This window comes from Rhodococcus sp. SORGH_AS_0303 (genome assembly GCF_030819335.1).
Lineage (GTDB): Bacteria > Actinomycetota > Actinomycetes > Mycobacteriales > Mycobacteriaceae > Rhodococcoides.
This window is the reverse complement of record NZ_JAUTBO010000001.1, coordinates 453,082-467,055: the sequence shown is the minus strand read 5'-3', so window position 1 is coordinate 467,055 and position 13,974 is coordinate 453,082. Positions and strand designations below refer to the sequence as shown.

The 13,974-nt window shown below is 68.3% G+C and carries 13 protein-coding genes; 5 read left to right on the top strand and 8 right to left on the bottom strand.

Annotation, left to right across the window (positions count from 1 at the left end):
• The first annotated feature begins 12 nt into the window (after window positions 1-12).
• A complete protein-coding gene (locus tag QE449_RS02225) occupies window positions 13-834 on the top strand; it encodes a UbiA family prenyltransferase (RefSeq protein WP_307108110.1) in 822 nt (273 codons plus the stop codon).
• On the opposite strand, the gene QE449_RS02220 is transcribed toward QE449_RS02225, so the two are convergent.
• The gene (locus tag QE449_RS02220; RefSeq protein WP_307097131.1) at window positions 817-1,143 is read right to left on the bottom strand and encodes a hypothetical protein; all 327 of its coding nucleotides are present in this window, start codon (window positions 1,141-1,143) and stop codon (window positions 817-819) included. The genes QE449_RS02225 and QE449_RS02220 overlap by 18 nt on opposite strands.
• Window positions 1,144-1,232: 89 nt before the next feature.
• On the opposite strand from QE449_RS02220, the gene QE449_RS02215 reads away from it, so the two are divergent.
• Window positions 1,233-1,943 carry a dienelactone hydrolase family protein gene (locus QE449_RS02215; protein WP_307108109.1) on the top strand — a complete coding sequence of 237 codons (711 nt, stop codon included), beginning with the start codon at window positions 1,233-1,235 and terminating at the stop codon, window positions 1,941-1,943.
• Between the two features lie 45 nt (window positions 1,944-1,988).
• Window positions 1,989-2,918: a pirin family protein gene (locus tag QE449_RS02210; protein ID WP_027506132.1), complete on the top strand. Its 930-nt coding sequence runs from the start codon at window positions 1,989-1,991 to the stop codon at window positions 2,916-2,918.
• On the opposite strand, the gene QE449_RS02205 is transcribed toward QE449_RS02210, so the two are convergent.
• Together QE449_RS02205 and QE449_RS02200 are read right to left on the bottom strand one after the other, a co-directional pair.
• On the bottom strand, window positions 2,909-3,676 hold the full coding sequence (locus QE449_RS02205) for a putative protein N(5)-glutamine methyltransferase (RefSeq protein WP_307108108.1): 768 nt from the start codon (window positions 3,674-3,676) through the stop codon (window positions 2,909-2,911). The genes QE449_RS02210 and QE449_RS02205 overlap by 10 nt on opposite strands.
• A complete protein-coding gene (locus tag QE449_RS02200; RefSeq protein ID WP_155957049.1) occupies window positions 3,673-5,061 on the bottom strand; it encodes a phosphotransferase in 1,389 nt (462 codons plus the stop codon). The genes QE449_RS02205 and QE449_RS02200 overlap by 4 nt, the downstream gene beginning before the upstream one ends.
• Window positions 5,062-5,167: 106 nt before the next feature.
• On the opposite strand from QE449_RS02200, the gene QE449_RS02195 reads away from it, so the two are divergent.
• Window positions 5,168-7,141, top strand: a complete 1,974-nt coding sequence (locus tag QE449_RS02195) for a M13 family metallopeptidase (protein ID WP_307097123.1) — start codon at window positions 5,168-5,170, stop codon at window positions 7,139-7,141.
• Window position 7,142: 1 nt separating this feature from the next.
• Here the strand turns inward: QE449_RS02195 and QE449_RS02190 are convergent, their stop codons facing one another.
• The 5 genes from QE449_RS02190 to QE449_RS02170 form a co-directional block, all read right to left on the bottom strand.
• Complete coding sequence (locus tag QE449_RS02190) at window positions 7,143-8,225, bottom strand: ABC transporter ATP-binding protein (RefSeq protein WP_056441124.1); 1,083 nt, start codon at window positions 8,223-8,225, stop codon at window positions 7,143-7,145.
• An 18-nt stretch (window positions 8,226-8,243) separates the two neighbouring features.
• Window positions 8,244-9,566 carry an ABC transporter substrate-binding protein gene (locus QE449_RS02185; protein ID WP_307108107.1) on the bottom strand — a complete coding sequence of 441 codons (1,323 nt, stop codon included), beginning with the start codon at window positions 9,564-9,566 and terminating at the stop codon, window positions 8,244-8,246.
• 25 nt (window positions 9,567-9,591) lie between these two features.
• Entirely contained in the window at window positions 9,592-10,485 is an 894-nt protein-coding gene (locus QE449_RS02180; protein WP_027506125.1) for a carbohydrate ABC transporter permease, read from the bottom strand.
• Window positions 10,482-11,441 (bottom strand): carbohydrate ABC transporter permease, encoded by a 960-nt coding sequence (locus QE449_RS02175; protein ID WP_051613419.1) that lies wholly within the window; start codon window positions 11,439-11,441, stop codon window positions 10,482-10,484. Before QE449_RS02175 ends, QE449_RS02180 begins: the two co-directional genes overlap by 4 nt.
• Window positions 11,442-11,517: 76 nt before the next feature.
• The gene (locus QE449_RS02170) at window positions 11,518-12,450 is read right to left on the bottom strand and encodes a L,D-transpeptidase (RefSeq protein ID WP_307108106.1); all 933 of its coding nucleotides are present in this window, start codon (window positions 12,448-12,450) and stop codon (window positions 11,518-11,520) included.
• Between the two features lie 219 nt (window positions 12,451-12,669).
• Here QE449_RS02170 and QE449_RS02165 point away from each other — a divergent pair, with 219 nt between their 5' ends.
• Window positions 12,670-13,971: an EAL domain-containing protein gene (locus QE449_RS02165; protein WP_235578864.1), complete on the top strand. Its 1,302-nt coding sequence runs from the start codon at window positions 12,670-12,672 to the stop codon at window positions 13,969-13,971.
• The last annotated feature ends 3 nt before the right edge of the window (window positions 13,972-13,974 follow it).

Below are 13,974 nucleotides of genomic sequence, written 5' to 3'. Positions count from 1 at the left end.
CTGTTCCGGTACATGGGCAGTCGACTCTCCGCTCTCCTCGTCGCCTCCCACCCCGGCCCCGCCGCCGCGGTCACGACGTTCGTGGCACTGCTGTCGGTCAGCATCGGCCCACCCTCGGCGGGGCTCCTCGTCGTCGTGGTCGTGGCGGTGCTGAGCGGGCAGCTGATCGTCGGTTGGACCAACGATCTGATCGACGCCCCGCGGGACACCGCGGTCGGCCGCACGGACAAACCGCTCGCCGTCGGCCGCCTCGACCCCGCCACCGTGCGGGTGAGCGTCGCGGTCGTGGCGGTGGTCTGCGTGGTGTTCTCCATGCTGTGCGGCGTCGTTCCGGGTGCGGTGCACCTCGTGCTGGGAGTCGGATCGGCCCTCGCCTACAACCTGGGTCTGAAATCCACCGTCGTGTCGTGGCTGCCGTACACCGTCGCGTTCGGATCGGCGCCCGTGGTCGTCTCGCTCACCGTGGCCGACGCGATGCCGCCGTGGTGGATGATCACGGTAGGGGCGCTGCTCGGCTTCGGCGCCCACCTGGTCAACGTGCTGCCCGACATCGCCGACGACACGGCGACGGGAGTCCGCGGGCTGGCACACCGACTCCCTGCTCGCGTGGTCGCTCCACTCGCCGCGGGGGTGCTCGTCACCGCATCGATCGTGGGGGTCGTGGGGAGCGGGGCTCTCGGGCGCACCGGGGTGTCGACCGCAGCGGGAGGAGCCGCTCTGGCCGTCGTGGTCGTCGCCGCGTGGATCGCGTCGACGAGCAGCGGACGGACACCGTTCCGCGCGGCCATCGTCATCGCCGGCGTGACCGTGCTGGTGCTACTGCTTCCGCGCTGACGTCTCCGCGGTCGAGGTCAGGTCGCCGGCGGCCTCGAGGTCGTCGGTGTCGCGGAACACCAGGCACCCGTTGTCCAGGGCCACCGCCCACCGGTGCGCCACGGCCCAGTCCCGACCCACGGACGACGAGTCCACGAAGTCGGCGAAGTCCTCGACGATCGATCCCGTCTCGAGAGGCCACGTCGTCGGATCCGAGTCGCGGTCGATCGAGTGCCGGGTACGTACCCGCGCACCGACCTCGAACGTCGGCGGCGGCCCGGTAGGCTCCTGCGGCGTCGCTGCTCCGGGGTTGTTCAGGGTCGATGTCATGGCAGCCTCCTGCTGGTTCCTCGGCGCGGTTTCCCCTTTTCACACAGTTCACACATGGAACACCGAGATTCTCGTGATCTGATGGTGGGATGGCCATCACTTTCACCACACGCGTCCCGGAAGGTCCGATACGAGGCGGTGTCGTCGTCGTCCAGGAGGCGTTCGGCGTGACCGACCACATCGCGGAGGTCTGCGGCCGCTTCGCCTCGGCGGGATGGATCGCCGTGGCCCCGCATCTCTTCCACCGGGCCGGTGATCCGGTGGTGTCGTACGACGACATGGGCACCGCGATGGACCTCATCGGCGCACTGAAGGCCGAGGAGATCGACCAGGACGTCGATGCCGCGTTCGACGAGTTGGCTAGGTACGGCTACGGACCGAGCGGGTGCGCGATCGTCGGGTTCTGCATGGGCGGCACCGTCGCCTTCGAGACGGCGGTGCGGCGTCCACTCGGTGCCGCGGCCACGTTCTACGGCGGCGGCATCCGCGAGGGTCGCTTCGGCTACCCGCCGCTGCTCGACGGCGCCACGGCACTGCGAACGCCGTGGCACGGGTTCTTCGGCGACCTCGACACCGGGATCCCGGTCGACGACGTCGATGCGCTGAACGCTGCCGTCACCGACGCGCAGGTGGACACTCGCATCGCCCGCTATCCCGACGCCGAGCACGGCTTCCACTGCAACGATCGACCCGCCGTCTACAACGAACGGGCTGCGTACGACGCGTGGTCGCGCACCCTCGACTGGTTCGATCTGCACGTGGATCCGGCCGGGGAACAAGGACGGGCCCCTCGCGGTTGAGCCGGGCAAGTAGTTGATTCGTCAACTTTATCCCAGGAGGCCGACATGCCCGCAGTGACCGTCGACAACGTTCTCGCGCTCCCCCGCATCTCCACGCCGCAGCCAGGCTCGGCGGACCGGCCGGTCCGCGCCGTCACCACCGCCCCCACCGGCTACGAGGGCGAGGGGTTCCCGGTCCGACGTGCCTTCGCGGGCGTCGACATGAAGTACCTCGACCCCTTCATCCACATGGACCAGATGGGCGAGGTGAACTACGCGCCGGGCGAGCCCAAGGGCACACCGTGGCACCCGCACCGCGGCTTCGAGACGGTCACCTACATGATCGACGGGATAATGGACCACCAGGACTCGCACGGCGGTGGCGGTTCCATCACCGGCGGCGACACCCAGTGGATGACCGCGGGCAGCGGCATCCTGCACATCGAGGCCCCGCCGGAGCACCTCGTCGTCTCGGGCGGGCTGTTCCACGGCGTGCAGCTGTGGGTCAACCTCCCGCGCAGCAACAAGATGGCGGCGCCGCGGTACCAGGACATCACCGGCCGCGAGGTCGCTCTGCTCTCGAGCCCGGACGGCGGCGCGCTGGTGCGCGTCATCGCCGGCGAGATGGACGGCCACCAGGGACCGGGATCGACCTACACGCCGATCACGCTGTCCCACGTCACCGTCGCCCCGGGTGCCTCGGTGACCCTGCCCTGGAACGCGCGCTACAACGCCATCGCCTACGTGTTGGGCGGATCCGGCACCGTCGGCACCGAGCGGCGGCCCGTACGCACAGGTCAGACCACGGTCTACGGCTCGGGCGACACCTTGACCTTCGCCGCCGCCGAGGGCACCGAGTCGATGGAGATGTTCGTTCTCGGAGGCGAGCCGATCCGCGAGCCCGTCGCGATGGCCGGGCCGTTCGTCATGAACACCAAGGCCGAGGTGCTCCAGGCGTTCGAGGACTTCCAGTCCGGGCGGTTCGGTCAGCCCTGATCGAGCGTCCCTCGCCCGATCACCATGGTGGCGTCCCGGTCCTCGTCGTGTACCACCGTCGGCTCCAGACCGGCGGCAGCGAAGATCTGTCGCACCGTGTCGGCCTGGGCCGCGGACGCCTCCACGATCAGTGATCCGCCGGGTGCCAGCCAGTCGCGTGCCTGTGCAGCCACGCGGCGCTGGACGTCCAGTCCGTCCGGTCCACCGTCGAGGGTGACGCGGGGTTCGTGATCCCGCGCCTCGGGCGGCATCGTCTCGATGGCCGACGAGGGAACGTACGGCGTGTTGGCGGTGACGACGGCGATCCCGTGGCGCAGGTGCGTCGGTATCGCGGCGAAGGTGTCGCTCTCGAAGACCGTGCAGCCCGGCAGGTTTCGACGAGCGCACGCCACCGCCACCGGGTCGATGTCGGAGGCGTACACCGTGGACCCCGGCGCCGAGAGCACCACCGCGGCGGCCACGGCACCCGAGCCGCAGCACAGATCGAGCAGCACGCCGGTGCCGAGTCGGTCGAGCGCCGCGTCCACCATGGCCTCGGTCCGTCGGCGCGGCACGAAGACGCCGGGCTCGACGAGCACGCGGCCCCCGTGGAACTGCGCCCACCCCACGATGTACTCGAGCGGCTCCCCGGCGACACGGCGCGCGATCCAGTCGGCCAGCGTGCTCTCGTCCGGAGCCTCGCCGTTCAGCAGAGCTGCCTCGTCCTCGGCGAACACGCATCCGGCCGCCCTCAGCACGGCGACCGTCCGCGAGGTCACTCCGCGACGAGCCGCTCGATGGCGTGCAGGGGGATCGAGAGCCAGGTCGGGCGGTTGCGCGCCTCGTAGACAGCCTCGTACACGGCCTTGTCCAGCTCGTACGCTCGCAGCAGCGCCCACGAGATGCGCGGGTCGTGTCCCGCCACCTCGGTGTAGCCGTCGCAGAATGCGGACACGTTGCGCTCCACCCACTCCCGCGCCACGGGCTCGAGTCGCGCCCGTTCCTGCGAATCCTCGATCTCGACGACGTGGCTCATGGCGGCGTAGTCGAAAGAGCGGATCATCCCTGCCACGTCGCGCAGCGTGCTGTCCGGAGTGCGCCGCTCCTCGAACGTCTTCGACGGTTCGCCCTCGAAGTCGATGAGGACCCACCGCTCCGACGTGCGGAGCACCTGCCCCAGATGCAGGTCACCGTGGATGCGCTGGGTGTCGATGCCGCCCGTGCCCGCTGCCTGGTCGATCAGGGCCCGGATGCGCGGGAGGTACTGCTCCAGGTCGGCGATCACCGGCAGTGCCGTCTCCACGCGAGCGGAGATGTCGGCCGCCGTACCGGCCGCCGGCGCCAGGGACGTGCCCAGCACCGACGCGAGATCGGCGTGCACGGAGGCGACGGCGCGGCCCAGCTCGCGGGCCTCGCTCGTGAAGTCGGACGTCGTCACGTCACCGCTGGCCAGGACGTCCCGCACGCTGGCCTGCGCGGTGGTCCACCCCTCGGTGGATCCCGCCACGAAGTCCTGCGCCATGGCGAGGGTCGTCTCGGTGTGGTCGATGTCCGCTTCCATCCATCCGCGCAGCGGCGCGACGTTCTCGCACCCCGCCTGGCCCAACGCCCGGTGCAGCTCCACGTCGGGATTGATGCCGATCGTGACGCGCCGGAAGATCTTCAGCAGATGGTGGTCGCCCAGGATGACCGACGTGTTCGACTGTTCGGCGCCCAGCACCTTTCCGCGCAGGCCGGTCTGCAGGTCGCTGCCCGGCATCGCCAGGAAGCGCACCTCGCCGGTCCCGCCGGTGGCCAGGAGGTCGGAGTAGACCGAGATGGCATCGGGATCACGCAGGGCGTCGAACACCACCGCGCCGCCGTCCCGAGTGACGACCCACGGGTCGAGGTCCTCGTCCACCGAGGCTCGGACACCGAGGGGCACCTGGAAGATCTGGGGCTCGGTGCCCTCGAGGTCCACCCGCACGAGTACGTGCTCGACCACGAGCTCGGACGTGGTGGCCAGCGTCTCCCGCGTGAGCAGATGCACTCCGGTGACGGTGTGACCCTTGGCGGAGAACCACCGCTGTTCCGGCAGCCAGGCGGCGAGTGCGCCGAGGAGGGCGCCCTCGTCGAGGGGTGGCGGCGCGACGGGCTCGTCGATGCTGTGCTGTTCCGTGGACATGAGCCTCGGTTACCCCGAATTCTCTCGTCGACAACGTGACCCTGCGCGGACCAGCGTAATGCCCCGTCGACCCCGCGCATCTCGTCCGGCCTGTCAGGATGGAGGCATGACCTCGGACGCATCACTCGCACGGCCCTCGGGCCTGGACCTGAAGTTCGTCGACGCCGCCACCAGAGCGCAGGACGATCTCTTCGAGCACGTCAACGGCCGCTGGCTGGCCGAGTACGACATCCCGGCCGACCGCGCCGTCGACGGCGCGTTCCGGACACTGTACGACCGGGCCGAGGAGCACGTCCGCGACATCATCCAGGTCGCGGCGGACTCCAGTCCGGCGCCCGGCTCGGACGCCGCGAAGATCGGTGACCTCTACAGCAGCTTCCTGGACGCCGACGCCATCGAGGCGGCCGGCACCGCGCCGATCGCCGACGAGCTCGCGGCGGTGGCCGACGCCACCGACAGCGAGGCGCTCGCCCGCGTACTCGGCACTCTGCAGCGCACCGGTGTCGGCGGCGCGGTCGCGCACTACGTCGACACCGACTCGAAGAAATCGGACCGCTACCTCGTCCACTTCTCGCAGTCCGGCCTCGGCCTCCCCGACGAGTCGTACTACCGGGAGGACGAGCACGCACAGGTTCGCGAGCAGTACGCCGAGCACATCGGCGCCATGTTCGCCCTCGCGGGCGTGAGCCGTTCAGCAGCGAGCGTCCTCGATCTCGAGACCGCCCTGGCGGCGGGCCACTGGGACGTGGTGAAGCGCCGCGACGCCGATCTCTCCTACAACCTGACGACGCTCGCGTCGCTGCGAGCGGACGCGCCCGGCTTCGAGTGGGGCGCCTGGATCGAGGGCCTCGGCGCCGACGCGGACCGTCACTTCGCCGAGATCGTCGTCCGCCAGCCCGAGTTCCTCACCACGTTCGCGGAGCTGTGGTCGACGCGCAGCCTCGACGACTGGAAGGCCTGGGCCACCTGGCGCATCCTCCACTCCCGCGCGCCGTACCTGACGTCCGCGATCGTCGACGAGAACTTCGCCTTCTACGGCCGCACGCTGACGGGAACCGAGACCAACCGCGAGCGCTGGAAGCGCGGCGTCTCCCTCGTACAGGATCTGATGGGCGAGGCGGTGGGAAAGCTGTACGTACAGAAGCACTTCCCGGCCGATTCGCGGACGCGCATGCAGGAACTGGTGGCCAACCTCGTCGAGGCGTACCGTCGCAACATCTCCGACCTCGAGTGGATGAGCCCGGAGACGCGGACGGCCGCGCTGGCGAAGCTCGACAAGTTCACCCCGAAGATCGGCTACCCGGACACCTGGCGGGACTACTCCTCGCTGCTGATCGATCCGGCGGACGTGGTGGGCAACTACCGCCGCGGCTACGAGGCCGAGTACCAGCGCGATCTGGACAAGCTCGGTGGTCCGGTGGACCGCGGCGAGTGGTTCATGACCCCGCAGACCGTCAACGCCTACTACAACCCGGGCATGAACGAGATCGTGTTCCCCGCCGCGATCCTGCAGCCCCCGTTCTTCGACCCGGACGCCGACGACGCCGCGAACTACGGCGGAATCGGTGCGGTCATCGGACACGAGATCGGCCACGGATTCGACGACCAGGGAGCCAAGTACGACGGTGACGGCAACCTCGTCGACTGGTGGACCGACAGTGATCGCAGCGAGTTCGGCAAGCGCACCACCGCGCTGATCGAGCAGTACGACTCGTTCGAGCCGAAAGCCCTTCCCGGACACCACGTCAACGGGAAGTTCACGATCGGCGAGAACATCGGCGACCTCGGTGGTCTGTCGATCGCCGTCGAGGCGTACAAGATCTCACTGAACGGCTCCGCGGCCCCGGAGATCGACGGCCTGACAGGGCTCCAACGTGTCTTCTTCGGTTGGGCGCAGGTGTGGCGCACCAAGGCGCGGGACGCGGAGGCGCTGCGCCGCCTGTCCATCGATCCCCACTCGCCGCCCGAGTTCCGATGCAACGGCGTGGTCCGCAACCTCGACAGCTTCCACGAGGCCTTCGAGGTGACAGAGCAGGACGCGCTCTACCTCGATCCGCAGCAGCGCGTCCGCATCTGGTGATCTAGCGCAGGCGCAGGCCGGACTCGGGATCGAAGAAGTACACCTCACCCGCGTCCGGCCGGACGCGCAGGCGCTCGCCCGCACCGACCACGACACGACGATCCACCCGCACCACCACGCGGCCACCGCGGGCCGTCCAGCCGGCGTCCGCCGGTCCGACCGAGTAGGCGAACGACTCCGCCCCCAGTTCCTCGACCAGCTCGGTGGTCAGCTCGACCGCCTCGGTGTCGGACTCGCCCACCAGTTCCCACGACTCGGGGCGGACCCCGACGACGATCCTCCCCTTGTGTGCGGCGGGCACCGGGATGCGCGCGCCACCCAGGACGGCGTGGCCGTCCACCACGTCCGTCTCGAGCAGATTCATCGCGGGCGAGCCGATGAACGACGCGACGAAGTCGTTGACCGGATTCGCGTACAGCTCACGCGGACTCGCGACCTGCTGCAGGAGTCCGCTCTTCAACACCGCGACCCGGTCCCCCATCGTCATGGCCTCGACCTGATCGTGTGTCACGTACACCGTCGTCGTGCCGAGCCGGCGCTGCAACGACGCGATCTGCGACCTCGTGCTCACCCGGAGCTTCGCGTCCAGGTTGGAGAGCGGCTCGTCCATGCAGAACACCTCGGGGCGACGCACGATCGCGCGCCCCATCGCCACGCGCTGACGTTGGCCGCCGGACAGCTTGCCCGGACGCCGGCCGAGGAGGGGCTCGAGCTCGAGCATCCGAGCCGCCTCCTCGACGCGGACGGCCGTGTCCGCCTTCGACATTCCCGCGTTGCGCAGCGCGAATCCCATGTTCTCCGCCACCGTCATGTTCGGATACAGCGCGTAGTTCTGGAACACCATCGCGACGTCACGTTCCTTGGGTGCGAACCCGCTGACGTCCTTGCCGCCGATCTCGATGCGCCCGCTCTCGATCGCCTCGAGCCCGGCGAGCATGCGCAGGCTCGTCGACTTGCCGCATCCCGACGGTCCGACGAGCACGAGGAACTCGCCGTCCGCGATGTCCAGACTGAGCGCGTCCACCGAGGGAGTCGGTGCTCCCGCGTAGCGGTGGGTCGTCTCCACGAAATGTACCGAGGCCATGACAGAGGTGGTCCGCTTCTACTTGGGCAGCTTGGGAGTGATCTGGCGATCGATGATCTGCTGCAACTGATCCTGCACACCCGAGAACGTCGACGCGACGTCGGCGTTCTGCAGGGCGATCTGCTCGAGACCCGCACCGATGATCTGATCGCCGCCGGGCACGAACACGCGGGCGTAGTCCTGCGACCGGGTCCGCGCGAGCTGGTCCACCGCGGTCCGCGAGCGGGGGTTCTGCTCGAGAAACGCGACCTCGGAGGCGTCGGTGGCGGACGACTTGCGCACCGGCATGTAGCCGACGTTCTGCGAGAAGTACGCCGTGTTCTCGGTGTTGGTCACGAACTCGATGAACTTGAGTGCGTTGATCTTCCGCTCGTCCGGGATGTTCGCCGGGATGGCCAGTCCGGCGCCACCCGTCGGGCACCCGGGAGTGCCCGCCTCGGCGGGTAGAAACGCCGTGCCGAAGTCGAACTTCGCGTTCTTCGTGATGCCCGACAGGTCGCCGGTCGACGCGATGGTCGAGCCGAGCAGGCCCGCGGAGAAGTCGTTGGCGATGTCGTTGGACACGGCCGCGTACTTCTTCGTGTGGATCATGTCCTTGAGGAAGTTGCCGGCCTCGATGGTGCGCTCGTCGGTGAACTTCAGATCGAACTCGTCGGAGTAGCTGCCGCCGAACGTCCAGATCGGGCCCTCGAAGGTCCACCCCAGGTAGTCCTCCGCGTTGCCCCAGCCGTGCGCGAGCTTGCCGGATCCGATGGCGCGCTGGATCTCCGGGCCCCACTGGTCGAACTCCTGCCACGTGGCAGGCCCGCGATCCGGGAGTCCGGCAGCAGTCCACACCTCGCGGTTGTAGTAGAACAGCGGGGTGGAGCGGGCGTAGGGCAGCGCCCACGTCTTGTCGTTCCAGTTGTAGTCGGCGACGAGCGAGTCGACGTAGTCGCTCGTGTTCACGCCCGCCTGCGAGAACAGGTCGTCCAGCGGCGAGATCGCGCCGAGCAACGCGAAGTTGAACCACCACACGTCCGAGAGCAGCACGACGTCCGGCAGCGACCCGCCCGACAGCGACGCGTTGAACTTCTGCGCGATCTCCTCGTAGTTCTTGCCGCCGTCGACCATCTGCACCGTCAGGTCGGGATTGGCGGTCTGGAAGCGCGAGATGAGCTCGTTCTCGATGTCCTTCGAGCTGCCCGGGTGGGACGACCAGAACGTGATGGTACTGGCATCGCCACCACCGGACGACGACGAGCTGCTCGTCGAACTCGTTCCGGCACAAGCGGTGAGGGCGGCACCGGCGGCGACGGCACCGGAGAGGCCGAGGAATCCGCGGCGAGTGAACGGTTGCATGATGTGCTCCTTGTTCATAGGTTGGTCAGCCCTTGACGGCGCCGGAAGTGAGGCCCTTGATCATGTGACGCTGGAGAGCCAGGAAGACGATCAGAATGGGGAGCATCGTCAGGACGGTGCCGGCCATGACGGGCCCCCAGTTGGTGACGCCGTCGTTGTTCTGCAACTGGGTCAGGCCCACCGGCAGCGGCGCGACGGACGAGTCGTCCGACATCAGGAACGGCCAGAGGTACTCGTTCCACTCGTTCACCACGGTGATGGTGGCGAACGCGACCATGGTCGGGCCCGACAACGGCAGGACCACCCGGAACAGCAGGCGGACCGGGCCGGCGGCGTCCATGCGGGCGGCCTCGATGATCTCCTGCGGTATCGACAGGAAGTGGTTGCGCATGAGGAACGTTCCGAATGCCACGCCCGCCAGCGGCACGATGATGCCCTGGAAGGTGTTGCGCCACCCCAACTGCGCCACCAACGCGTAGTTGGAGATCACCGTGATCTGGTTCGGCACCATCAGTGCCGCGATGATCACGAGGAAGACGATCGTCTTACCCGGAAAGCGCAGGAAGACGAGGCCGTAGGCGCTCAGCACGCCCAGCGCGAACTTCACGACGGCCAGGATGCTGGTGATGATCAGGGAGTTCTTCAGGAACGTCCAGAACGGAACGGTGGTCGTCGCCTCGTCGTAGTTCTCCGGGCGGAACACCGCGGGCCACCAGACCGACGGCTGCACGTAGATGTCACCGCGCTCCTTGAACGAGGTGACGACGATCCAGAAGAGCGGCAACCCGATGATGACGATGACCACGACCATCGCTGCGTAGCCGAAGAGTGTGGAGAGTCGACGACGCCGGGCGGCGTCCCGCGCCGGGCGGGCATCGTCGGCAGTGGCGGCGGCCGGTGCCCTGTCGATCACGCTCATCGCGCATCACCTCGATCCATGACTCGCACCTGCAGGACGGTGATGATCAGCAGCACCAGGAACATGATCGTGGCGACGGTCGCGCCGTAGCCGGCCCGGAAGTTGCGGAACGACTCCTCGTACACCTGATAGACCATCGTGGTGGTGCCGGTACCCAGCGGACCGCCCCGCGTCATCACGTTGATGATGTCGAAGACCTGCAACGAGTTGAGCATGACCGTGATGGACAGGAAGAACGTCGTGGGACGCAGCTGAGGAAGCGTCACCTTGCGGAACGTCGTCCACCGACTCGCGCCGTCGATCTGCGCGGCTTCGGTCAGATCCTGCCGAAGACCCTGCAGCGCTGCGAGATAGATGACGAAGGCGTAGCCCAGGTTCTTCCACAGGTACGTCACGGTGATCATGAACAGCGCCCACCCGGGGCTCTGGTAGAAGTCCGGCACTCCCTCGAAGCCGAACCGCCGCATGACGTCCTGGATCAGGCCGAAGTTCGGATCGAACACGAACTGGAACGCCACACCGATGGCCGCGCCGGAGATGACGAACGGAGCGAAGACGGCCGACCGGACGATGTTGCGGCCGCGCAGCTTGCGATCGAGGAGCATCGCCAGGACGAGTCCGAGGAGCATGCTGCCCGCCACCGCCGCGATGGTGAAGATGACGGTGTTCGACACGATCTGCCACGTGTCGCTGCGCCCCCACCATTCGCGATAGTTCGAGAGACCGATGAAGGTCGACGTCGGCGACGAGATGTTCCAGTCGAAGAACGAGAGCCTGATGTTGTCCAGCAGCGGCCGGTAGGTGAACACGCCCAGCAGGACCAGGTTCGGCCCGACCAACACCAGGAACAGCGCGTAGTCGCGCCACGGTCGACGGAGGAAAGATCGTTGTGCGGGTGGCAGTTCCGGCAAGGTGCGCTGGACCACCGGCCGCGATCGCGGCGGGCTTGCTCTCACCGGTGGGACATTAGCGTAGGTAAAGCGAACGAATGGTGAACATGGACCGATCAGTATCGGTCCGAGATGTGATCGTTCAGAGTTGCCAGTCGCCGAGGCCGTCGCGGCCGTTCAGAATGCCGCCGTCGGTGTTCTGCACCACCACCGGATCACCCTTCTGGGCCGTCTCGAAGAACCATTTCGCGTCCTCGGTGCTGACGTTGAGGCAGCCGTGGCTGACGTTCTCGACACCCTGGCTGTCCACCGACCACGGCGCGGCGTGGACGAAGATGCCGCTGTTCGACATGCGGGTGGCGTACTCCACGTAGGTCCGGTAGCCCTCGGGCGCATCGACCGGCACGCCGTAGGTGGACGAGTCCATGTACATGTCGCGGAAACGCTCGCCGACGATGTAGGTGCCGTTGGGCGTCTCGTGGCCGACCTTGCCCATCGAGGTGGGCATGGTGCGCACCACCTCGCCGTTGCGCGTCACCGTGATGGTCTTGGTGTCGTCGTCGGCCGTCGTGACGATCGCGTCGCCGACGGTGAAGGTGGACGACGCGTCTCCCGCGGTCACCGTCACGGTCGTGTTCGCCGGCCAGAAGACGTCGGGTCGCCAGCGGACCTGGCTGTCGGAGAACCAGAAGAAGCGGCCGGCGACGTCACCGGCGGACGTGGTCACGTCGATCGCCCGCTCGGCGACCGCGCGGTCGTCGATCGGGGCGGCGAACCGGACGATGATCGGCTGCGCGACACCGACGACCTCGCCCGCGGACGGGTTCAGTGCGGGAGCGGAGAAGTTCGCGGGACCACGCGGCGCCTCGACGGGTGCGGGCGGGGCGACCGGCGGTGTCGGGACACCGGGCGCGGGGGCGGTGATGCCGGGGATCGGCGGGAGCGAGATGCCCGGGCCACCGGGCCACAGCGGCGCCGCGGAGGCGGGCACGGCCACCCCGACGGTGACGGCGGCCGCGGCGAGGACGCCTGCAGCCGAACGAGCGAGGAAACGAGCCGAACGTCGAGCACCCATGCTTGTGAACCATCCCTAGCGAAGTCGCTGTACCTGATCGCACCGCAATTAACACATACGGGTGGTCCCCATCGCCAATCGGGTAATGTGGTGAGACACCCGGGAGGGCGCTGACTGCGCCGTGTCGGGATGACGTAGGACTCCTGTCAAACCACGGCGGCGGTCGAGGGTCGAGCACGTTCCTCGCGAACGCGCCGACATGACGGAAGGGCACACGCCGTGGTGATCGACGACCGAACCAACACAGCCGGAAGCAGGCCGGCCCGTCCCGTGCTGTTCTCCGGCGACCGGGACGGGGGCGGACTCAGCGATCTGCTCGGTCCCGAGAGCCTCCGCACGTCGTTCCAGCGCATCATCGATCTGCAGACCGATGCCATCGTCGGGTACGAGGCGGTCGTTCTGGGTCCCGCCGACTCGTCGTTCGCCGACCCCGTGTCACTCGCGTCGGCCGCGAAGTCGATGGGCATGACACCCGACCTCGACGCCGCGCGGTGGAACGGAGCGCTCAGCGAGGCCGCGCGCGCCGAGCTTCCTCGTGAACTGCCCCTGTTCATCGCGGTCGACCCCGACTCCCTCACGGAACTGCCCGACCTGCGGGACCACGACATGGGCGGCGCGGTGCTGCAGTTCGACGAGACCGCGCTCATCCGACGACCGGCGCACCTGATGCAGGTGGTCGCCGAGGTCCGACGACTCGGCTGGGCCATCGCCGTCGACCACGTGGGAGTACGGCCCGAGTCCCTCGCTCTGCTCCCGCTGCTCGAGCCGGACGTGATCAAGCTGGACCGGACCCTCCTGGCCACACGCCCCAATCGCTTCACGGCCCGCGTGGTCAACGCCGTCGCGGCCCAAGTGGAGCGCACCGGCGCCGTGGTCATGGCCGAGGGCATCGACACCCCACGAGCAGCGCTCACGGCGCAGGCCATGGGAGCGCGCGTCGGCGAGGGCTCCCTCTACGGATCGACCACCGACCTCTCCGTCGACAGTCCCGTGGGATCACCCCTCGAGTTCGAGATCGCACGCGATCGCGGCTTCACCCCGATGTCGACGCCGTACAACCTGGCTGCCGGCGGTCGCGACGTACGCCGCGCGAGCAAGCGTCTGCTCATCGAGATCAGCAAGAACCTCGAGGCGATGGCGACCGACAGCCAGCAGACCGCGCTGATGCTCGGAGCGTTCCAGCACGTCAAGCACTTCACGCCCATCACCGGACGACGGTGGGAGCTGATGGCCATGAACGCGACGCTCGTCGGCGCGCTCGCGGAGAACATCGGCACCGAGCCTGCCCCGAAGATCCGCGGCGCCAACCTCGCCGCGTCCGACGCGTTGCGCGAGGAATGGGACGTCGTCGTGCTGACGCCCCACTTCTCCGCGGTGCTCGCGGCCCGCGACCTCGGCGACACCGGACCCGACATGGAACGTCGGTACGACTACGTGCTGTCCCACGACACGACGCTGACCATCGAGTGCGCGCGGTCCCTCATCGCCCGGCTGCCTCCCGAACGAAGCGGTTCCTGGTAGAAG

Excerpts from the sequence above, each read along its gene's own strand:
- QE449_RS02225 (WP_307108110.1), top strand. The coding sequence starts at position 13 with ATGGGCAGTCGACTCTCCGCTCTCCTCGTCGCCTCCCACCCCGGCCCC.
- QE449_RS02220 (WP_307097131.1), bottom strand. The coding sequence starts at position 1,143 with ATGACATCGACCCTGAACAACCCCGGAGCAGCGACGCCGCAGGAGCCT.
- QE449_RS02215 (WP_307108109.1), top strand. The coding sequence starts at position 1,233 with ATGGCCATCACTTTCACCACACGCGTCCCGGAAGGTCCGATACGAGGC.
- QE449_RS02210 (WP_027506132.1), top strand. The coding sequence starts at position 1,989 with ATGCCCGCAGTGACCGTCGACAACGTTCTCGCGCTCCCCCGCATCTCC.
- QE449_RS02200 (WP_155957049.1), bottom strand. The coding sequence starts at position 5,061 with ATGTCCACGGAACAGCACAGCATCGACGAGCCCGTCGCGCCGCCACCC.
- QE449_RS02195 (WP_307097123.1), top strand. The coding sequence starts at position 5,168 with ATGACCTCGGACGCATCACTCGCACGGCCCTCGGGCCTGGACCTGAAG.
- QE449_RS02190 (WP_056441124.1), bottom strand. The coding sequence starts at position 8,225 with ATGGCCTCGGTACATTTCGTGGAGACGACCCACCGCTACGCGGGAGCA.
- QE449_RS02185 (WP_307108107.1), bottom strand. The coding sequence starts at position 9,566 with ATGCAACCGTTCACTCGCCGCGGATTCCTCGGCCTCTCCGGTGCCGTC.
- QE449_RS02180 (WP_027506125.1), bottom strand. The coding sequence starts at position 10,485 with ATGAGCGTGATCGACAGGGCACCGGCCGCCGCCACTGCCGACGATGCC.
- QE449_RS02170 (WP_307108106.1), bottom strand. The coding sequence starts at position 12,450 with ATGGGTGCTCGACGTTCGGCTCGTTTCCTCGCTCGTTCGGCTGCAGGC.